Below are 19,895 nucleotides of genomic sequence, written 5' to 3'. Positions count from 1 at the left end.
TATAACAGCACGAATCCGGCGGTGCGGTCCGGGAATTCCGGCATTACCGCACTAGCGCCCCGGTTCAGCCCAGCTCTCGAGATCGCTCTTGGTCCCCGCCGGGCAGCCGTCCTGACCGCTCTGGCGCGGGAACATCATCAGGCAGCGTTGCGGACCGGGCCCGCCGACCGCCGTGGTGACCAGTACCGCGATCGACGAGCCGTCCGCGACGCGCCGCGTCGAGAAGCCCAGGGTGCCGGTGACGCCGCGATAGTCGCTCTCGCGCAACTGCACCGCGATGGCGGTGCGGTTCGGCGGCAGGTCGGCGAGCACACCTCGGCTGGCGCGCACGGCCTGCAGGAACAGGCCGCTCACGTCGAACGCGAGGCCGGTGCGGTCACCCGCCCAGGTCGGGCGGTAGTCGGCCAGTTCCGGGTAGCCGCGCAGGTCCTCGATGAGTCCGGCCAGTTCGACGCACAGCTGCTCGTGTTCGAAGGGCACCGGCTGATTGCCGAGTTTGCCCACGCCGCTGACACAGTCGGCGCCGCCGAGCATCACCGGCGCGGCCTTGGCCACATAGCGCACCGTCAGGTTGGCGGGCAGCGCGGCGGTGGCCTTGGGGTCGGTGATCAGCCGGGTGACCGCGTCGTTGCCGAGGATCGCCGGACCCGCGCCGCTCAGACAGCCGCGACTGACCGCTTTGGCGAAGGTGGGGAAATCGTCGTTGCGGCCCGCGAAGAACAGCAGGGTGCGCCGGTCGGCACCCTCGGTCTCACACGGTGCGGGGAAGCGGTAGAGCTGTTGCTGTTCGCGCCAGCTCAGACTCTGCTGGGCGACACCGCGGGTGCTGAGCTCGGCCTGCAGATCGGCGACCAGTGTGGTCACGTACAGGTCGTCGGCCGCTTCCGGGTGGTAGATCGTCACCTTGTCGTAGCGGGCGGTGCCGTTCGCCTCGCGCGCGCCCTGGACGTAGTCGGCGACCAGCCGGGCCTGCACGGTATTGCTCGGCGCCGCTTGGAAATACAGGGGCGAGGCCTGGTCGAGCCCGTCGGCGGACAGCGTCGTCGCGACCGCGGGCACGCCCAGTTCACCGAGCCGGGCGATCGCCGCGCGGGTCTCGTCGGTACTGCGATCGATGCCGACCACGCCGAGCACGCTGGGATCGTCGGCCACCAGACCGCGCAGCGCGTGCTCGACCACCCAGGTCGCCTGGCGCATGTCGGAGCCGCCGTTGGCGACGACGACACGCAACAACGGTTCGGACTCGTCGGAGGCCAGCAGGGCGCGGCGCTGCTGCACCGCGAGCCCGGCCAGCTCCTCGACCTGGGCGTGCGGGTAGCGCACGTTGGTGTCGGCATAGCTGAGACCGGCGAAGTACACCAGCGAGACCAGCGGCCGGTTGGGGTTGCTCTCGCGGGCCTGCACGGCCGCTTCGTTGAGCCGGAACACCTCGCGCTGCATCGCCGTCAGCTCGGGATCGTCGGCGAAGAGCTGCGCGGTGTTGTCGCTGTAGCCCACGCACTCACCGTCGCGCAGGCTCACCGAGACCCCGCCGGTCCACGGCCACTGCGAGCACGGCGCGCCACGCAGCGGCGGGAAGTAGACCAGCGCGGCAGCGATGGCCAGCGCGATCGGGATGAGCACGCACAGGCCGACGAACCAGCTGCGCGCCGCCATCGGCGGTGCGGGCGGCAGCGCGAGACCGCGGAAGCGCGGGTCGCTGATCCGCGGCGGGGTGTCGGCGGGCAGCAGCGCGCGCAGCGGCAGGAACCAGGCGTCGGCCTGCCGGTGGGTGCGCCGGTTGTCGATCTCGCGCACCCAGCTCTGCAACGGGTCCGGCGGTTGCGACGACGGCTGATCGGCCAGACTCTCCAGGGTGCGCAGGGTGCGCAGCTCGCCGATGTCGCCGAGTTCACCGACCTCCCGATTCGGGCCCTCGTCGCGGAAGGCGACGAGCACCAGCGGATCGAAATGGCCGGTCTCGTTCCTGATCTCGTTGATCCAGGTGAGGATGCGCGCGCCGTCGCTACCCTCGGCGAGCCCGCCGAGCAGCGCGACCGGGTAGGCGGTGCGCCGCCAGCTCGACGGCCGCCAGATCCGGCGCCGATACGCGTCGCGCAGATCCTCGAGGAACGCGTGGATGAGCAGTTTGGCGACCTGCTCCTCGTTCTCGTCGACCCGGTGCGAGGCGGTCAGGCGGGACGCGAAACCCAGGAAGCTGCCGGACAATTCGGGTGCGAGGTAGCGCTGGTGCAGGAACCACCTGGTCACCTTCGACATCCCGGGAATGCGCCCGGACACCCACAGCCACAGCCGCAGGACCGGCCACAGCGCGAGCACCCCGAACACCACCCGCGAGATCGTGTCGCCCGCGACGCCTTCGGCGGTGTCGGAGCGGCTCGTCGGCGATCCGCTGCGCAGCAGTTTCGGCAGGCGGCGCCGCAATTCGTCGGGCGCCTCGGACTCGTCGCTGGTGACCCGTTGGCGCGTCAGCCAATCGGCGGTGCGGTAGCGCGGGAACTTGATCGCGCCCATCGCGGTGTCGTCGGCGGCGAAGCCCGCGACGAGCTGCTGGATGATCGGCAGACAATGCCCGGCGATCTCCTGATCGTCGTGCGAGCTGACCGCGCTGAGATCGGGCGTGAGCGCGGTGCGCGGCAGGTCCGGCGCGTGCAGATCGACCTTGGCGCGCGGCGTCGCCCGCCTGCCTCCCGATTCGCCCAGCCAGCTGTAGAGGTCGGCGACCAGCGCGGAATGCCCCTGTACCCCGACCAGTTCGACGATCGGCCGGGGCAGCGTGCGGCGTCCGCGCAGCAGCGTGCGCAGCACTCGCGGCTTGGTGTCGGGGATCTCCAGCGCCCGCAGCAACTCCAGCAGTTTGCCGACATCATTGGCATCGGGCACTTCGACGGCCTCCCCGGGCGATCAGCGAGCACGCCGGGCACTGTCGGCGTATTCGCCGAACGATACCCCGTACCGCCGACGCTCAAACGGTCAAAAGCCCAGCTTCCCCAGCTGTTTCGGATCGCGCTGCCAGTCCTTGGCCACCTTCACGTGCAGGTTCAGGTAGATCCGGGTACCCAGGATGTGCTCGATCTGCTTGCGGGCGTTGGTGCCGACCTCCTTGAGGCGGGAACCGTTCTTGCCGATGATGATCGCCTTCTGGCTCGGCCGTTCGACATACAGCAGGGCATGCACCTCGAGCATGTCCTCGTTGGCCTCGTAGGGCTGGATCTCCTCGATCACCACGGCCAGCGAGTGCGGCAACTCGTCGCGCACGCCCTCGAGCGCGGCCTCGCGGATCAGCTCGGCCATGAGGGTTTCCTCGGGCTCGTCGGTGATCTCGCCGTCGGGGTAGAACGCCGGGCCCTCGGGCATCTTCGAGGCGATGACATCGACGAGCACCTCGACCTGTTCGCCCTTGACCGCCGACACCGGAACCACCTCGGCCTCGGGACCGAGCAGTTTCGAGACGGCCATCAGCTGATGGGCGACCTGATCGCGACCCACCTTGTCGATCTTGGTGACCACACCGAGCACGGTGGTCTTGGGCGCCATCATCTTGATCTGCTCGACGATCCAGCGGTCACCGGGGCCGATCTTCTCATCGGCCGGGATGCACAGGGCGATGACGTCGACCTCGGAGTAGGTGTCGCGCACGAGATCGTTGAGGCGTTGGCCGAGCAGGGTCCGCGGACGGTGCAGGCCGGGGGTGTCGACCAGGATCAGCTGGGCGTGGTCGCGGTGCACGATGCCGCGGATGGTGTGCCGGGTGGTCTGCGGGCGCGAGGAGGTGATCGCGATCTTGGTGCCGACCAGGGCGTTGGTCAGCGTCGACTTGCCGGTGTTCGGACGGCCGACGAAACAGACGAAGCCGGAACGGAATTCCTTCTCAGCCACCGTGCACCTCGCTCAGCACGGCGCCGGCGCGATCGGTGCGGATCACCGCGGCCGACGGGGAGACCTCGCGCACCGCGGCGATGCCCGCGTCCTCGGCGTCACCGCCGACGACGACCGCCGCCTCGAAACCCTCCGCACCGCTGGAGATCGCGGCGGCCACCGCGGCCTGCAACGCGGTCAGGCGCAGCGCGGTCAGCGCCACCGCGCCCGCGGCGTAGGTACGACCATCGGTGTCGCGGATGGCGGCACCGCTCGCGCCGCCGGTGCGGCCCAGTGCGCCCCGGGCCAGCACCAGCAGCTTGTTGTCTTCGGCGTCCAGTTCACTCATCGGTCTCTCCGTTGTCGTCGGGCACGGTGACCTCCGTCGGCGCGGTGCCGTTGGTGGTCTGCTCGGTGCCGTTGGTCTTGCCCTTGCGGGACTTGTCGGTCTTCTTGTCCTTGTCGGCCTCGCGGCGCACCAGCACGGTGTTCACCCGCATCCGCCCGCGTGCGTCGGCGCCGCCCTCGCCGCGCAGGACCAGCCCGTAGACGGTCACCTTCGACCCGGGCAGCGGGACGCGCCCCAGCTCGTGGGCCAGCAGCCCACCCACGGTGTCGACGTCCTCGTCCTCGATGTCGAGGCCGTACAGCTCGCCCAGGTCCTCCACCGACAACCGCGCCGACACCCGATAGCGGCCGTCGCCCAGGTCCTCCACCGGCGGGGTCTCGTCGGTGTCGTACTCGTCGGCGATCTCGCCGACGATCTCCTCGAGCACGTCCTCGATAGTCACCAGGCCCGCGATGCCGCCGTACTCGTCGATCAGCAGCGCCATGTGGTTGCGGCGGCGCTGCATCTCGTCGAGCAGATCGTCGAGCGGCTTGGAGTCGGGAATGAACACCGCGGGGCGCATGACCTCGCGCACGGTCACCTTGCGGCTGCGATCGGCGTACGGGACAAGGTCTTTCAGGTACACCACGCCGAGCACGTCGTCGACGTTCTCGCCGACCACCGGGATCCGGGAGTGCCCGGACCGCACCGCCAGCGACATCGCCTGGGCCGCGGTCTTGTCGGCCTCGATCCACACCATCTCGGTGCGCGGCACCATCACCGCGCGGGCGGCGGTGTCACCGAGCTCGAACACCGACTGGATCATCCGGCGTTCGTCGTCGGCGACCACGCCGCGCTCGCGGGCCATGTCGACGACTTCGCGCAGCTCGATCTCGGAAGCGAAGGGGCCGTTGCGAAATCCCTTACCCGGGGTGATCGCGTTGCCGAGCAGAATCAGCACTCTGCTCACCGGGCCGAGCAGCGCGCCGATGATCTGTAGCGGCACCGCGGCGCCGAGCGCGATCGAATAGGCGTGCTGGCGGCCCAGCGTTCGCGGACCGACGCCGATCACCACGTAGGAGACGACGACCATGACCGCGGCGGCCACCAGCAGTGCCGTGCCCGCGCTCCACAGCTCGAGGGTCGCGGCGGCGAGCAGGACGGTGGCGGTGATCTCGCACAGAATGCGCAGCAGCACCATGAGATTGACGTACCGGGGGCGGTCGTCGACGATCTTGCGCAGCCGCGCGGCGCCGGGCCGTTCCTCGCGGACCATGTCGTCGAGCCGGGCGCGCGAGACCGTGTTCAACGCCGAGTCCACCCCGGCGAATACCCCGCCGAGCCCGATCAGCAGGATCGCCAGCAGGATCTGGGTCAGTGAGGTCACGCGGGTCCCAGTGCGTCACCCGGTGCGGTGAAACCTGCCTTGCCGAGGAGTTGGGCATCCCGCTCGGCCAGTTCGGCGCGTCGCTGTTCCTCGCGCAGGCTCACGTACCACTCCTCGAGCAGCTGGGCCTGCAGCGCGAACATCTCCTTCTCCTCCTCCGGCTCGGCGTGGTCGTAGCCGAGCAGGTGGAGCACCCCGTGCACGGTGAGCAGTGCCAGCTCGTGATCGAGGGAATGGCCGGCCTTCTGCGCCTGCCCCATCGCGAACTCGGGACAGAGCACGATGTCACCGAGCATCGACGGGCCGGGCTCGGGGCTGTCGGGACGACCGCCCGGCTCCAGCTCGTCCATCGGGAACGACATCACGTCGGTCGGGCCGGGCAGGTCCATCCAGCGCACGTGCAGGTCGGCCATGGTGTCGAGATCGACGAGCACCATCGACAGCTCGGCGGCGGGATGCACGTCCATCCGGCCGATGACGAAACGTGCGACGCTGACCAGGTCTTCTTCGGGGACGTCCATGCCCGATTCGTTGGCGATCTCGATGCTCACCTGTTCAGGGTACGGTGCCGACCCGACGCCGCCGGGAGCGGCATCGGGCCAGCGTGGCGTGAGTTACCCCCGGTTCGCACGCCCGGCGGCGCGCCGCTGCGCCCGGTTGCCCGGGTAGTGCGGGCCGGGCACCGCGCGGGTGTCGGACTCGAACCGGTCGTAGGCGTCGACGATGTCGGAGACCAGCCGGTGCCGCACCACATCGGCGCTGGTGAGCTCCGAGAAATGGATGTCGTCGATGTCGACGAGGATCTCCGCCGCCGCGCGCAGGCCCGAGCGCTGCCCGTTGGGCAGGTCGACCTGCGAGATGTCACCGGTGACGACCATCTTCGAACCGAAGCCGAGACGGGTCAGGAACATCTTCATCTGCTCGGCCGTGGTGTTCTGCGCCTCGTCGAGGATGATGAACGAGTCGTTGAGGCTGCGGCCACGCATGTAGGCCAGCGGCGCGACCTCGATGACGCCGGAGGCGAGCAGCTTGGGGATCGCTTCCGGGTCCATCATGTCGTGCAGCGCGTCGTAGAGCGGCCGCAGATACGGGTCGATCTTGTCGTTGAGAGTGCCGGGCAGGAAGCCCAGCCGCTCGCCGGCTTCGACCGCGGGCCTGGTCAGGATGATGCGGGTGACCTGCTTGGACTGCAGGGCCTGCACCGCCTTGGCCATCGCCAGGTAGGTCTTGCCGGTACCGGCGGGACCGATGCCGAACACGATCGTGTTGGCGTCGATCGCGTCGACGTAGCGCTTCTGGTTCAGCGTCTTGGGGCGGATGGTCTTGCCGCGGCGCGACAGGATGTCCAGGCTCAGCACCTCGGCGGGCGATTCGGACACGCCTTCGGTGAGCATCGAGACGGTGTGCCGGACCGCTTCGGGGGTGATCACCCGATTGCGGCCGGTCAGCGCCACGAGCTGCTCGATGACGCGCTCGGCCAGCGCCACATCGCCCGCCTTACCGGTGATGGTGACAGTGTTGCCGCGGACGTGGATGTCGGCCGGGAGAAGCTTCTCCAGCTGACGGAGATTCTGGTCGGCCGAGCCGAGGAACGGGAAAACAGACTCCGGCGCGAGTTCGATGCTGGAACGCACTGTTCGCGCTGCGGGACCCGCGTTGTTTCCGCCTGCGCCGATGCCTGATACGGGGTTGGTGGGGTCGCCGATCTCGCCTGAGTTCTTCAAAAGTGGCTATGGCCTGCTTCCGGTCTCGACTGTGTGTTCGATGAGCTCAGTTTAACGCGCGGCACCGACACCGCCCAGCGATATAACGGCGGGATCGGCCGAACCGCGATCGACCGGTGATCGCAGGTCACGAGCGGAAGGCGGCGGACGGGGGGCCGTGATCTACCAGCGCGGGGTAAGCGCGCCGAGTGCTCCCAGCGCCACCGCGGCAGCCGTGGAAGTGCGCAGCACGGTCGGGCCGAGCAACACGGAGTCGGCGCCCGCCTCGGCCAGGGCGGCCAGTTCGGCGTCGTCGAGGCCGCCCTCGGGACCCACGATCAGGACGACCTCGCGCGCCGCGGCCAGCGGCAGCTCGGTGAACTTGCCCGCGCCGGATTCGTGCAGGGCGGCGACGATCGCGCCCTCGGCCTTGGCCCTGCGCACCAGTTCCACCAGGTCGCGAGTGCGGTGCAGGTCGGCGACCTCGGGAATGTAGGCCCGCCGGGACTGCCGCGCGGCGGACTTGGCCGCGGCGCGCCACTTCTCGACGCCCTTGGCGGCCTTGGCTTCCCAGTTCGAGACACACCTCGCCGCCTGCCACGGCACGATGACGTCGGCGCCGGCCTCGGTCATCAACTCGACGGCCAGCTCCGACCGATCCGACTTGGGCAGCGCCTGCACCACGGTCACCCGCGGGGTCACCGGCGGGGCGATCCGCCGGTGGTGCACCGCGAGTTCGAGCCGGTCCTTCTGGGCCGCGACGACTTCCGATTCGGCCAGCACACCGCGTCCGTCGGACAGGGTGATCGGCTCGCCGACCTTGATCCGGCGCACGGTCGCCGCGTGCCTGCCCTCCGGACCGTCCAGGACGGCGACGACACCCGGCTCGGGCACCTCGTCGAGGTAGAAGACCGTCGCGGCCACGGCCTCAGCGTCCGCTGAAGGAGGCGCGCAGCCGGGCGAACAGGCCGCTGTTGTGCTCGGACTGCGACGACATCACCTCGGCGCGATCCTTGTCACGCAGGCCCTTGAACTTGCGCAGCAGATCGGTCTGCTTGCCGTCCAGCTTGGTCGGCACGACGATGTCGAGGTGCGCGAGCAGGTCGCCACGGGCGCCCGAACGCAGCCGGGGCATGCCGTGGGCGCGCAGCTGGATGATCTCGCCGGGCTGGGTGCCCGCCGCGATGGTGAGCTCGGTCGGGCCGTCGAGGATGGTGTCCACGACGACCGTGGTGCCCAGGATCGCGTCCACCATCGGGACCCGGACGGTGCAGTGCAGGTCGTCGCCGTCACGGACGAAGGTGTCGTGCGGCTGCTCGACGACCTCGACGTAGAGGTCGCCGGCGTGGCCGCCACCGGGGCCGACCTCGCCCTGCGCGGCAAGGCGCACGCGCATGCCGTTGGCGACACCGGCCGGGATCGGCGCGGCGATCTCGCGACGCGCGCGGACACGGCCGTCACCACCACACTTGTGGCAGGGATCGGGGATGGTCTCGCCCGCGCCGCGGCAGGTCGGGCAGGGACGCGAGGTGAGCACCTGGCCCAGGAAGGACCGCTGCACCGACTGCACCTCACCGGCACCGTCACAGGTCTCACAGCGCACCGGCTTGGAGTTGCCGTTGGTGCCCGCGCCCTGACAGATGTCGCAGAGGATGGCGGTGTCGACGGTCAGATGCTTGGTGACGCCGACCGCGCATTCGGCCAGGCTCAGCCGGGTGCGGATCAGTGAGTCGGCGCCGGGCTGGACGCGGCCGCGCGGCTTGCGCGCGCCACCACCCTGGCCACTCATGCCGCCGAAGAACGCCTCGAAGACGTCACCCAGACCGCCGAAGCCGGCGCCGTTGAAACCGGCTCCGCCGCCACCACTTTCGAGCGGGTCACCACCGAGGTCGACGATCCGGCGCTTCTCCGGGTCGGTCAGTACCTCGTAGGCGGTCGAAACTTCCTTGAACTTGGCCTGGGCGGCCTCGTCCGGGTTCACGTCGGGGTGCAGTTCGCGGGCCAGTTTGCGGTAGGCGCGCTTGAGCTCCTGGTCGGTGGCGTTCTTGCCGACGCCGAGCAGTCCGTAGTAATCCCGTGCCACTGTGAGTTCTCTAGTCCTTGGTCGCTGTGGTCCAGCCGAGCGCCGGGCGCATCCTTAGTCGAATCCACTCAACTTTACCGGCCGAAGTACCGACCTTAACAGTTGCGGTTCGGGCCGATTCCGGCCCTCGTCACCTTTCGGCCAGTACCTCGCCGATGTAGCGGGCGACGGTCGCCACCGAGGCCATCGTCCCCGGATAATCCATGCGGGTCGGGCCGAGCACACCCATGCCGCCGAGCACCGCGCCCGCCGCGCCGTAGCCGGTGGACACCACCGAGGTGCCGCGCATCTGCTCGACCTGGGTCTCCTCGCCGATCTGCACCATGACCTGGCCCGGCTGCTGCGCCGCGGCCAGCAGCTTCAGCACGATGACCTGTTCCTCGAGTGCTTCCAGCACGGTCCGCAGCGAGCCGGGGAAACCGAAATCGGCGACATTGCGGGTGAGGTTGGCCGTGCCACCGAGGACCAGCCGTTCCTCGGGATGCTCCACCAGGGTCTCCACCAGCACCGTGGAGACCCGGACGAGCACGTCTTTGATCTTGGCGGGCGCTCGCTCCGGCAGGCCGGCCACCGAGGCGCTGGCCACCGACAGCAGCTTGCCGTCCATGGCGCCACCGAGCAGGCCGCGCACGGCGGCGAGATCGTCGTCGGAGATGACCGCGCCGAGGTCGACGATGCGCTGATCGACCCGGCCGGTGTCGGTGATCACCACCAGCAGCAGGCGCGCCGGATTGAGCGCGACGACCTCGATGTGCCGAACGATCGACGCCGACACCGTGGGGTACTGCACGACCGCCACTTGACGGGTGAGCTGGGCCAGCAGGCGCACGCCGCGACGCAGGACGTCGTCGAGATCGACGCCGGATTCGAGGAACTCCATGATCGCGCGCCGCTCGGCGCCCGAGAGGGGCTTCACCTCGGCGATCCGGTCGACGAACTCGCGATACCCCTTGTCGGTGGGAATGCGGCCCGAGCTGGTGTGCGGCTGGGTGATGTACCCCTCGGCCTCCAGCACGGCCATGTCGTTGCGGATCGTGGCACTGGAAACACCCAGGTGGTGCCGTTCCACGAGCGACTTGGAGCCGATCGGTTCCTTGGTGGCGACGTAGTCCGCGACGATCGCTCGCAGGACCTCGAATCGCCGATCCTCGGTGCTCGACGCCATCGACCCCACCTCCTCGCTCGTGCCGGGTACGTCATCGGCCCGCGTGTACCGCTGTGTTCGACGCACAGACTCGCACGCGGACGCTCGCAGCGTCTCGTTGTCCAGTCTAATTGTCCAGTCCCGGATCGCCCGCTCACATGGTCGTGCCGGAGCGGAGTTGTGCACAGGCCGCGGTTTGTCCACAGGTGGCACGTTGGGTCTGGTACCGCCGTCGACAGCGGCGTACGTTCGGCACTGATTCAGCTGTTTACCAGCGTTTTTCGGGTGTCCACGGCGGGCGGGGAGGGGCTTTGTGATGCAGCGGAACGGCAGCGACGGCGCCACGGGGGTGGCGCTGAATCCGGCGGAGTTCGCCGGATTCGATCGGGGGTGTGCGGAGTTCTTGCGCGTGATCGGCCAGCTCATCGCGCTGGCCGGGGAGATCGGCGCGCGGACGCGATGGGGTCTGGGTGAGGACGACGCGAGGTTGATCTCCGCGGCCACCGTCGTGGCCCGGCTGCGCGCCAAGGCCGACGGCGACGCGAACAGCATCGCCGCGGTGCTGGCGGCTCATGCCGACATCGTCGCCGACCTCCGGTCCGCGTGCCGGTCCGCGCGGGACGAGCTGATACGCACCGACGACGACTGGGCCGGACAGGTCGGCGCGGCCGAAACCGATGCGGGACAACCAACTTTCCGGCAGCGACTGCCATGACCGGGCACGAGCCGAGCACGATTCCCGACGGCGGTGAGAACGCCTGGAATTGGCGTCACGCGCAGATCGTGGCGGCGTTCACCTCGCGCGAGGTGACCGACGCGGTCACGCAGGCGGATCGGTTCGAACGGATCGCGGCACGGTGGGCCGAGGGGTTGGACGCCTTCGAACGAGCCGTGCACGGCTCGTTCGCGACGGCATGGGCGGGAGTGGCGGCCGAGGCGGCCGCAGCGGCCGTGCGCGCGTATGTGACGCAGGCGCGGGAGTTGACGCCGGCACTGCTGGAGCTTCCAGGCCTGGTCCGGGCCGCGGCCGAGGCGATCGTCGCCACGAAGTACGCGATCCCCGAGCTGGTCGTGGACGGCGCGGGAACCTCGATCTCCTCGATGAGCGTCGGGGGCAAGTCTCCGATGCTGCCACCGATGGGTGAGGCAGCCATGTCGCCGATGAGCGGGGCCGCCGCGCATCCGATGTCACCGATGGACGCGGCAACCGCACATCGTGCGGCAGCGTCCGCGGAGGAGAACGCGAGGATCGCGATGCGGGAGCGATATGTGGTGCCGTTCGGTGCTATCGACGGCAGGATTCCGGTGCTGCCCATGCCGATTCGACGGTGCGTTTCCGACATATATTCCGGCCGACAGTGGGTGATCGTCGGGAGTTCGAACCGCGAGAACGCGCTGCCGACGGGAGGCAACCACCCGCCGACGATGAGTGGCGACCACGCGCTTCCGACGCGCAGCGACCCGCCGGCGACGGGAACCGCCCGCGCACAGCCGACAGCAGGCAACCACCCATCAGCGACGGGTAGCGACCACCAGGGCTCGGTGGAAGGCGAGGATTCCGTGTCGGCGAGTGGTGGGACGAGTTCCTCAGCGACCACAGCGGACCGGCCGGTTCAGGTCTCGTCACCGGGCATCGGCGCGGCGGACGATAGGGCGACGAGCGATGGCACGGCGGATGACAGCGGCTCGACGATCGGAAGGTCGACGGTCACCGACTCGGCGGCGGACTGGCGTGGCTCTGACACGGAGACGCCGGGGTGGGGTGGCCCTGGCTCGGAGCTGGCAGGGTGGGGTGATCCGGGCTCGGAGGTCGAGGATCGGGGTGCGTTCGGATCGGGCGACGACCTGGGTCCGGACGTGGAGTCGGTGGCGGGGTCCACCGTGGTGTCGTCGTCGAGTGCGGGCGTGAGTACCGCGTTCTCGGGGGCGCCCGGCGGTCCGGGGTTTTCGCAACCGGGTGGTCCGGGAGTGGCTTCTTCAGTGCCCGCGCTCCCGGGTATCGAGGGATCGGCGACTTCGCTCGGCCGCGCCGCCCTCGACCTCAGCGACAGCAGGGCGGGATCGTCGATGCCGGCGACCGCGGTGGGAGATCGTCCGGCGGCCGGCACTCACTACCGGCCGGCACACGACGGCGCCTTCCTCCATCCGGGAGGGCGCAGTGGGGCGGGGGCAGGCATCGGTCCAGTGGACAACGGCGCCTGCGGTCGTCCGGAAGCCGGACGGAGCGTGCCCGGGGCGGTGGGTCCGGTCATCGGCGCGAATCCGCCGACTGTCCCGGCGCCGACCCGTGGACTCGATCGGTGGTACTACGCCGGACCATTGGGGCCCGGGCTGCCACCGACCGGTGAGACGGAGCGCGCGGTGCCGGAATACCTGATCACGCAGGCGAATACCGACGCACTCCTCGGCGACAGGCGGCCGACGGTGGTCGGGGGCGTGATCGGTGGCGCGGACGGCGGCGGGCCGGACGCGCAGCACGCGGCCTCGGCTCGGGTCTGACCAGGTCAGTGAGCCGAAGGCATCGAGTCTGTGCGGCCGATCCGGTCGGCCGCCGGCTCGGACCGCCCAGAGGGGGCGGTCCGATCCGATTCAGCTCCGGGCGGCGGCGGTGGAAGCGGCGCCCACCTGCTTGCCCGCGAGGGCATCCAGGCCGAGCATCGCCAGCAGCGATACGCAATCTTCCGCGTCGTTGGAATGCGACGCGACCGTGCGGGCGGCGACCGCGCACTGCCGCGCGTTCTCCGCCTTCTCCGCAGAGCGCGCCTCAGCGAATTCGCTCTGCTCGTGGACGAGGGTGATGTGCCGTTCGGTGGACATATAGCTCCCTAGGATCGAGTCGAAGCCTACGCCCCCAATCGTTATCTTCGGCCCCGAACCCACCGAACCTCGCGCTTGCGGACCCCGGTGCGCGGGCCCTGCGGTGAGGTGTGCATCACGTCCGCTCATGACGCTGACCGGGCGATCCTCGATTACGTCCGCGCCACCCGAAAGCCCCGGAAATCCGGTCACGAATCGGTGTCAAGCGACCTGTGTCCGAGCCGCCCGCAGCAGTCGCAGCTGACCGATCTCGGCCACGTTCTTCATCAGTTCCGCATCGACCCAGGAGACCAGATGAGCGTTCGTCAGCCCGGCATCGGCCGGCCACGGGTAGGCCGAGGGCGCGTCCAGGTCGGTGTCGTCGAGCGCGTCGAGGATCGCGATCCAGTCCGTGCGCAGCCGACGCAGCCAGGCGATCGTCGGCGCTCCCGGTCCGGGCCACCCGATGTCGGTCCGCTGCCGCGGTGGCCGGCCGGCCAGATGGTCGGTGGCCACGCTCCACCACCAACCGATGTGCCAGCTCAGCCACGCGATCGTCGGGACCGGGATCGGGTCGGGTTCGGTGTCGGCCCAGTCCGCGACCCATCCGCCGGTGTCGTCCGGCCGCAGCGTCCAGCACAGTTCGGCCGGCTCCCAGCGGAAGTCCGCCGCCGACAGCCGGTCGAGATGGAACTCGAGAAGCGACCAGGTCAGGTCGAACCGCCAGCGCACCAGCTCATTCCGCGAGGAAGACACGCTGCGCATCGTGTCACGGCGACGGCGGGACCGACACCGAATTTCGGCGGCTCAGTCGAGCAGGTCGCGGACCACGCCGTCGGCGAGCAGACGGCCGCGGTCGGTGAGGACGAGGTGCTCGCCGGTGATCTCGGCGAGGCCGTCGGCGAGGATACGGTCCAGCGCGGTCCGGGCCGTGGGCGCGAGAGTGGCCAGCGGCAGGCCGGTCCGGAGGCGGACGGTGAGCATGAGGTGTTCGGTGTAGCGCTCGTCGTCGGTGAGCGCTTCCCAGCCCGCGGCGGGCAGGCCGCCGAGCGCGACGCGGTCGGCGTAGCGGGCAGGGTGCTTGATGTTCCACCAGCGGACGCCGCCCACATGGCTGTGCGCGCCGGGGCCGGCGCCGAGCCAGTCGCCGCCGTCCCAGTAGCCGAGGTTGTGCCGGCAGCGGGCATCGTCGTCGGCGGCCCAGTTGGAGACCTCGTACCAGGCCAGGCCCGCGTCGGCGAGGCGGGCGTCGATGCGTTCGTACCGGGTGGCCAGCACGTCCTCGTCGGGGGCGGGCAGTTCGCCGCGACGGACCTTGCGCGCCAAGGCGGTGCCGTCCTCGACGATCAGGGAGTAGGCGGAGACGTGGTCGACCCCGGCGGCCAGCACGGCGTCGAGGCTCGCGTCCAGATCTGCGTCGGTCTCGCCGGGCGTGCCGTAGATGAGGTCGAGGTTGACGTGGTCGAACCCGCCAGCCCTGGCTTCCTTCGCCGCCGCGACCGCGCGGCCGGGGGTGTGGGTGCGGTCCAGGATCTTCAGCACGTGCTGGGCGGCGGACTGCATTCCCAGCGACACCCGGGTGTAGCCGGCGGCCCGGATGCGCTCGAAGAACTCCGGCGAGGTGGACTCCGGGTTGGATTCGGTGGTCACCTCGGCGTCGGCGGCCAGGGTGAAGTTCGCGCGCACCGCGTCCAGGACCGCGGCCAGTCCGTCGCCGCCGAGCAGCGAGGGGGTGCCACCGCCGACGAAGATCGTCGACACCGGCGGCGTCGCGCTCGGCAGCGCGGCGAACTCGGTCGCCGCGGTCGCGAGCTCACCGCGCAGCGCCTCGAGCCACGACTGCGGCGACGCGGAGGTGCCCAGCTCCCCCGCGGTGTAGGTGTTGAAGTCGCAGTAACCGCAGCGCGTCGCACAGAACGGCACGTGCACGTAGACCCCGAACGCGCCGCCCCCGAAATCGCGCAGCACCGGCCGATCGGCGTCGGCCGGTGTCACGCCGGGAGCCCCGGAAGCAGCGCTGATAGTCACCCCTCCAGTCTGCCGGGCTCCCCTCGGACCCGGCACGCAGGGCCCGCCCCCGGCACCGGTCGACGATCAGTCGGCCACCACGGGGGTGTTCTGGTTGGCGGTGAGCACCCACGCACCGTCCTCCTTGGTCATGACGTACAGGGGCGTGCCCTGCCCCGACAGCTCCCCGTCGAGGGTGAAGTAGCGCTGCCGGATCTTGACGGCGGCGACGTCGGGCCGCAGGAACAGCACATGCTCGATCTCGTAGGTGGCCTTGCCGTGGGTGGTGGTGCCGGGCAGCACCTGGGCGGTGAACTCGGCGATGGCGGGCCTGCCGTACAGCCGCTTGCCGTGTCCAGTGGTCCAGATCGCGTCCGCCCGGAAGGCGGCGGTGAACTCGTCGATCAGTTCGTTGGCCTGCGCGTGGGCGATGGACTCGACGACGGCGGTGACGGCCGCGAGTTCGGCCTCCAGATCGACGGGGGTCTGCCCCGTCACGGTGGCATCGTTGCTCATGCGACCACTCTGCAACCTCAACGAGACTCCAGGTCAACGCGCTGTGCCGCACCGCACATCCAGGGTCCACGACGAATCACGGGTCGCTTCCGGCGGGTGAACTATGACCCCCGTCACAGAACGGGACGACCGTCCAGGGAATTTCCCTCAAAAGTGCGGGAAATATCTCCTTGCGGTCGGAACGACCCGGCTGACATGGCACAATAGGCCCATGCACGCAACTGGAGTACGACTCGTGGCCCGGCGCCACGTCGACTTCCAGCGCGTCTGCAGCGCCTGTTGTCGGCCCGGTTTCCCCCGGTAGCGCAGCGGCGTCCACGCCCGGGTATCCCCCGGTGCCATCGACTTTCATCGGCCCGCTGACCACCTGACGCGAGCCAGCCCCTCGCGCCTTCAGCACGGATGTACCACCCACCCCGCAGGAGCGACCCCACATGACGTCGAGCACCGACGCCGCTTCGACCGAACAGTCGTCGCCGGCCCGCCCCGAGCGCCCGGCGGCCGAACGCCGCGTCCGGCCCGATCGGCCGCGCAGCGAAGCCCCCGTCGCGCCGCGCGAGCGCACCGGCAAGCCCGTGCGCCGCCGCTCCGAAGGCCAGTGGGCCCTCGGCTACCGCGAGCCGCTGAACCCGAACGAGCAGTCCAAGAAGGACGACAACCCGCTCAACGTGCGCGCGCGCATCGAGAACATCTACGCCAAGGGCGGCTTCGACTCGATCGACAAGGCCGATCTGCGTGGCCGCTTCCGCTGGTGGGGTCTCTACACCCAGCGTGAAGAGGGCTACGACGGCACCTGGACCGACGACGACAACATCGACATCCTCGAAGCCAAGTACTTCATGATGCGGGTGCGCTGCGATGCCGGCGCGCTCAATGTCGCCCAGCTGCGCACCATCGGCGGCATCTCCACCGAGTTCGGCCGCGACACCGCCGACCTGTCGGACCGCGAGAACGTCCAGTACCACTGGATCGAGGTCGAGAACGTCCCCGAGATCTGGCGACGGCTCGAGTCGGTCGGCCTGCACACCACCGAGGCCTGCGGTGACTGCCCCCGCGTCGTCCTCGGTTCGCCGCTGGCCGGTGAGTCGCTCGACGAGATCATCGACCCGACCTGGGCCATCGACGAGATCGTCGAGCGCTATATCGGGAAGAAGGAGTACTCCAACCTTCCCCGCAAGTTCAAGACGGCGATCTCGGGCCAGCAGGACGTGGTCCACGAGATCAACGACGTCGCCTTCGTCGGCGTGAACCACCCCGAGCACGGCCCCGGCCTCGACCTGTGGGTCGGCGGCGGCCTGTCGACCAACCCGATGCTGGCCAAGCGGGTCGGCGCGTGGGTGCCGCTCGACGAGGTGCCCGACGTGTGGGAGGCCGTGGTCTCGCTGTTCCGCGACTACGGCTACCGCCGCCTGCGCACCAAGGCCCGTCTGAAGTTCCTCATCAAGGACTGGGGCATCGAGAAGTTCCGTCAGGTGCTCGAGGACGAGTACCTCGGGCGCAAGCTGATCGACGGTCCGGCCCCGGAGCAGCCCGCCAAGCCGATCGACCACGTCGGCGTGCAGAAGCTGCGCAACGGACTCAACGCCGTCGGCTTCTCCCCCATCGCCGGTCGGGTCTCGGGCACCATCCTGAGCAAGGTCGCCGACGCCGCCGAGCGGTACGGTTCGGACCGCATCCGCTTCACCCCGTACCAGAAGCTGATCATCCTCGACATCGCCGACGACCAGGTCGACGCGCTGATCGACGAGCTCGAGCCGCTGGGTCTGCAGGCCCGCCCGTCGATCTGGCGGCGCAACCTGCTCGCCTGCTCGGGCATCGAGTTCTGCAAGCTGTCCTTCGTCGAGACCCGCAAGCGCTCGCAGGTGCTCGCGCCGGAACTCGAGCAGCGCCTGGCCGACATCAACGCCGAACTCGACGTGCCGATCACCATCAACATCAACGGCTGCCCGAATTCCTGCGGCCGGTCCCAGATCGCCGACATCGGCTTCAAGGGTCAGCTCGTCGACGACGGCAACGGGAATCAGGTCGAGGGTTTCCAGGTTCACCTGGGTGGCAGCCTCGGCCTGGACTCCGGATTCGGCCGCAAGCTGCGTCAGCACAAGGTGACCAGCGTCGAGCTCGGTGACTACATCGACCGCGTCGTCCGCAACTTCGTCAAGAACCGGGAAGCCGGTGAGCGGTTCGCGGTGTGGGCCGTGCGCGCCGACGAGGCCGACCTCCGCTAGTGGATGAGGGGATCTCAACTGTGACAACGAATCTCGCCGCGAAGCTGTCCGAGGACGAGCTGCGGTCCATCGCCGAGCAAGGCGCGGCCGAGCTCGGTACCGAGGCCTCGGCCGCCGACCTGATCGCCTGGACCGACCGCACATTCGGAAACGGCTACATCGTCGCCTCCAACATGCAGGACGGCGTGCTGGTGCACCTGGCCGCGCAGACCCGGCCCGGTGTCGACGTGCTGTTCCTCGACACCGGCTACCACTTCGCCGAGACCCTCGGCACCCGCGACGCGGTCGAGGCCGTGTACGGCGTGAACGTGATCAACGTGCGCCCCGAACACAGCGTCACCGAACAGGATCAGCTGCTCGGCAAGGATCTGTTCGCCCGCGACGCCGCCGAATGCTGCCGGTTGCGTAAGGTCGTTCCCCTGAAGAAGTCCCTCGCCGGCTACAACGCGTGGGTCACCGGTATCCGCCGCGTCGAGGCGCCGACCCGCGCCAACGCACCGCTGATCTCGTTCGACGAAGCCTTCGGACTGGTGAAGATCAACCCGATCGCACCGTGGTCCGACGACGAGATGCAGGCCTACATCGAGGCCAACGGCATCCTCGTCAATCCCCTGGTGGAGGAGGGTTATCCGTCCATCGGCTGCGCGCCGTGCACGCGTAAGCCCGAGCCGGGGTCCGATCCGCGCAGCGGACGCTGGGCCGGCCTCGCCAAGACCGAATGCGGATTGCACCAGTCATGACCACGTCAGCGCCCGGAGGCGGAAGCCTGCGTCACCGCGAAGGGCGCCGTGGGCATGCAGATAGGACACAGCATGACCATCACCACCACCGGGAGTGAGCCTGTGAGTACCAACACCACCGAACGCGACCTCGGCCTGACCGAGTTCGACACCCTCGCGGCGCTGGAATCCGAGGCGATCCACATCTTCCGTGAGGTCGCGGGCGAATTCGAGCGGCCGGTGATCCTGTTCTCCGGCGGCAAGGACTCGACCGTGCTGCTGCATCTGGCGCTCAAGGCCTTCTGGCCCGCGCCGCTGCCGTTCGCGCTGCTGCACGTCGACACCGGGCACAACCTGGACGAGGTGCTCGAGTTCCGCGACAAGGTGGTGGAGAAGTACGGTCTGCGCCTGCACGTGGCCTCGGTCGAGGAGTACCTGGCCGACGGCCGCCTCACCGAGCGCCCCGACGGCATCCGCAACCCGCTGCAGACCGTCCCGCTGCTCGACGCCATCACCGAGCACCGCTTCGACGCGGTCTTCGGCGGCGGCCGCCGCGACGAGGAGCGCTCGCGCGCCAAGGAGCGGATCTTCTCGCTGCGCAACGCCTTCGGCCAGTGGGACCCGAAGCGCCAGCGTCCCGAGCTGTGGAACCTCTACAACGGCAAGCACGCCCCGGGCGAGCACGTGCGGGTGTTCCCCCTGAGCAACTGGACCGAGCTCGACATCTGGCGCTACATCGCCCGCGAGGACATCGATCTGGCCAGCATCTACTACGCCCACGAGCGCCCGGTGTACCAGCGCGACGGCATGTGGATGACCCCCGGCGTCTGGGGCGGCCCGACCGAGAACGAGGTCCTCGAGACCCGCTCGGTGCGCTACCGCACCGTCGGTGACGGTTCCACCACCGGCGCCATCATCTCCGACGCCGCCGACAACGAGGCCATCCTGGCCGAGGTCGCCGCGTCCCGACTGACCGAACGTGGTGCGACCCGTGGCGACGACCGCGTGTCCGAGGCCGCCATGGAAGACCGCAAGCGAGAGGGTTATTTCTGATGTCCGACCTATTGAGGCTGGCCACCGCCGGTTCTGTCGACGACCATGGGCACAGCCACGCTGGTCGGACGGAGGC

At 69.5% G+C, this 19,895-nt stretch carries 18 protein-coding genes; 5 read left to right on the top strand and 13 right to left on the bottom strand.

The features are described from left to right. Positions 1–51: 51 nt before the first annotated feature. The 9 genes from Q7X29_RS10355 to hrcA form a co-directional block, all read right to left on the bottom strand. A complete protein-coding gene (locus tag Q7X29_RS10355) occupies positions 52–2,883 on the bottom strand; it encodes an ABC transporter substrate-binding protein (protein ID WP_316573911.1) in 2,832 nt (943 codons plus the stop codon). A 90-nt stretch (positions 2,884–2,973) separates the two neighbouring features. Further along, positions 2,974–3,879, bottom strand: a complete 906-nt coding sequence (gene era, locus Q7X29_RS10350) for a GTPase Era (RefSeq protein ID WP_316573910.1) — start codon at positions 3,877–3,879, stop codon at positions 2,974–2,976. Further along, on the bottom strand, positions 3,872–4,207 hold the full coding sequence (locus Q7X29_RS10345; RefSeq protein ID WP_218717359.1) for a cytidine deaminase: 336 nt from the start codon (positions 4,205–4,207) through the stop codon (positions 3,872–3,874). Before Q7X29_RS10345 ends, era begins: the two co-directional genes overlap by 8 nt. Beyond that, positions 4,200–5,573 carry a hemolysin family protein gene (locus Q7X29_RS10340; RefSeq protein ID WP_218717360.1) on the bottom strand — a complete coding sequence of 458 codons (1,374 nt, stop codon included), beginning with the start codon at positions 5,571–5,573 and terminating at the stop codon, positions 4,200–4,202. The genes Q7X29_RS10345 and Q7X29_RS10340 overlap by 8 nt, the downstream gene beginning before the upstream one ends. Further along, positions 5,570–6,124 (bottom strand): rRNA maturation RNase YbeY, encoded by a 555-nt coding sequence (gene ybeY, locus Q7X29_RS10335; protein WP_189033070.1) that lies wholly within the window; start codon positions 6,122–6,124, stop codon positions 5,570–5,572. The genes Q7X29_RS10340 and ybeY overlap by 4 nt, the downstream gene beginning before the upstream one ends. 63 nt (positions 6,125–6,187) lie before the next feature. Further along, a complete protein-coding gene (locus Q7X29_RS10330) occupies positions 6,188–7,249 on the bottom strand; it encodes a PhoH family protein (RefSeq protein WP_218717394.1) in 1,062 nt (353 codons plus the stop codon). Positions 7,250–7,459: 210 nt separating this feature from the next. Further along, complete coding sequence (locus Q7X29_RS10325; RefSeq protein ID WP_316573909.1) at positions 7,460–8,200, bottom strand: 16S rRNA (uracil(1498)-N(3))-methyltransferase; 741 nt, start codon at positions 8,198–8,200, stop codon at positions 7,460–7,462. A 4-nt stretch (positions 8,201–8,204) separates the two neighbouring features. Beyond that, positions 8,205–9,359: a molecular chaperone DnaJ gene (gene dnaJ, locus Q7X29_RS10320; RefSeq protein ID WP_218717362.1), complete on the bottom strand. Its 1,155-nt coding sequence runs from the start codon at positions 9,357–9,359 to the stop codon at positions 8,205–8,207. A 130-nt stretch (positions 9,360–9,489) separates the two neighbouring features. Continuing rightward, positions 9,490–10,524, bottom strand: coding sequence for a heat-inducible transcriptional repressor HrcA (gene hrcA, locus Q7X29_RS10315; RefSeq protein WP_218717363.1), 1,035 nt, complete (start codon positions 10,522–10,524; stop codon positions 9,490–9,492). A gap of 295 nt (positions 10,525–10,819) precedes the next feature. On the opposite strand from hrcA, the gene Q7X29_RS10310 reads away from it, so the two are divergent. Together Q7X29_RS10310 and Q7X29_RS10305 are read left to right on the top strand one after the other, a co-directional pair. Further along, entirely contained in the window at positions 10,820–11,218 is a 399-nt protein-coding gene (locus Q7X29_RS10310) for a hypothetical protein (protein WP_316573908.1), read from the top strand. Further along, on the top strand, positions 11,215–13,002 hold the full coding sequence (locus Q7X29_RS10305) for a hypothetical protein (protein ID WP_316573907.1): 1,788 nt from the start codon (positions 11,215–11,217) through the stop codon (positions 13,000–13,002). The genes Q7X29_RS10310 and Q7X29_RS10305 overlap by 4 nt, the downstream gene beginning before the upstream one ends. Before the next feature lie 90 nt (positions 13,003–13,092). On the opposite strand, the gene Q7X29_RS10300 is transcribed toward Q7X29_RS10305, so the two are convergent. The 4 genes from Q7X29_RS10300 to Q7X29_RS10285 form a co-directional block, all read right to left on the bottom strand. Then, the gene (locus Q7X29_RS10300) at positions 13,093–13,320 is read right to left on the bottom strand and encodes a hypothetical protein (RefSeq protein ID WP_218717366.1); all 228 of its coding nucleotides are present in this window, start codon (positions 13,318–13,320) and stop codon (positions 13,093–13,095) included. A gap of 201 nt (positions 13,321–13,521) precedes the next feature. After that, entirely contained in the window at positions 13,522–14,064 is a 543-nt protein-coding gene (locus Q7X29_RS10295; protein ID WP_316573906.1) for a DinB family protein, read from the bottom strand. Between the two features lie 42 nt (positions 14,065–14,106). After that, positions 14,107–15,294 carry a radical SAM family heme chaperone HemW gene (gene hemW / locus Q7X29_RS10290; RefSeq protein ID WP_316574029.1) on the bottom strand — a complete coding sequence of 396 codons (1,188 nt, stop codon included), beginning with the start codon at positions 15,292–15,294 and terminating at the stop codon, positions 14,107–14,109. A gap of 99 nt (positions 15,295–15,393) precedes the next feature. Then, complete coding sequence (locus Q7X29_RS10285) at positions 15,394–15,822, bottom strand: SgcJ/EcaC family oxidoreductase (protein ID WP_316573905.1); 429 nt, start codon at positions 15,820–15,822, stop codon at positions 15,394–15,396. Positions 15,823–16,256: 434 nt separating this feature from the next. Between Q7X29_RS10285 and Q7X29_RS10280 the strand changes: the two genes are divergently transcribed. From Q7X29_RS10280 to cysD, 3 genes are all read left to right on the top strand, one after another. Continuing rightward, complete coding sequence (locus Q7X29_RS10280) at positions 16,257–18,047, top strand: nitrite/sulfite reductase (protein ID WP_316573904.1); 1,791 nt, start codon at positions 16,257–16,259, stop codon at positions 18,045–18,047. 20 nt (positions 18,048–18,067) lie between these two features. Then, entirely contained in the window at positions 18,068–18,787 is a 720-nt protein-coding gene (locus Q7X29_RS10275) for a phosphoadenylyl-sulfate reductase (protein ID WP_218717370.1), read from the top strand. A gap of 72 nt (positions 18,788–18,859) precedes the next feature. Then, on the top strand, positions 18,860–19,819 hold the full coding sequence (gene cysD, locus Q7X29_RS10270) for a sulfate adenylyltransferase subunit CysD (protein WP_255587402.1): 960 nt from the start codon (positions 18,860–18,862) through the stop codon (positions 19,817–19,819). Positions 19,820–19,895: the final 76 nt, after the last annotated feature.

Source organism: Nocardia canadensis (assembly GCF_032656385.1).
GTDB classification, from domain to species: Bacteria; Actinomycetota; Actinomycetes; order Mycobacteriales; family Mycobacteriaceae; genus Nocardia; species Nocardia canadensis.
Note: the sequence above shows the minus strand (reverse complement) of the source record. Positions and strands in the feature narration are given on the sequence as shown.

Bases quoted from the DNA above. Each gene is read 5' to 3' on its own strand.
- Q7X29_RS10345 (WP_218717359.1), bottom strand. From the start codon at position 4,207: ATGAGTGAACTGGACGCCGAAGACAACAAGCTGCTGGTGCTGGCCCGG.
- hrcA (WP_218717363.1), bottom strand. From the start codon at position 10,524: ATGGCGTCGAGCACCGAGGATCGGCGATTCGAGGTCCTGCGAGCGATC.
- Q7X29_RS10310 (WP_316573908.1), top strand. From the start codon at position 10,820: ATGCAGCGGAACGGCAGCGACGGCGCCACGGGGGTGGCGCTGAATCCG.
- Q7X29_RS10305 (WP_316573907.1), top strand. From the start codon at position 11,215: ATGACCGGGCACGAGCCGAGCACGATTCCCGACGGCGGTGAGAACGCC.
- Q7X29_RS10300 (WP_218717366.1), bottom strand. From the start codon at position 13,320: ATGTCCACCGAACGGCACATCACCCTCGTCCACGAGCAGAGCGAATTC.
- Q7X29_RS10295 (WP_316573906.1), bottom strand. From the start codon at position 14,064: ATGCGCAGCGTGTCTTCCTCGCGGAATGAGCTGGTGCGCTGGCGGTTC.
- Q7X29_RS10285 (WP_316573905.1), bottom strand. From the start codon at position 15,822: ATGAGCAACGATGCCACCGTGACGGGGCAGACCCCCGTCGATCTGGAG.
- Q7X29_RS10280 (WP_316573904.1), top strand. From the start codon at position 16,257: ATGACGTCGAGCACCGACGCCGCTTCGACCGAACAGTCGTCGCCGGCC.
- cysD (WP_255587402.1), top strand. From the start codon at position 18,860: ATGACCATCACCACCACCGGGAGTGAGCCTGTGAGTACCAACACCACC.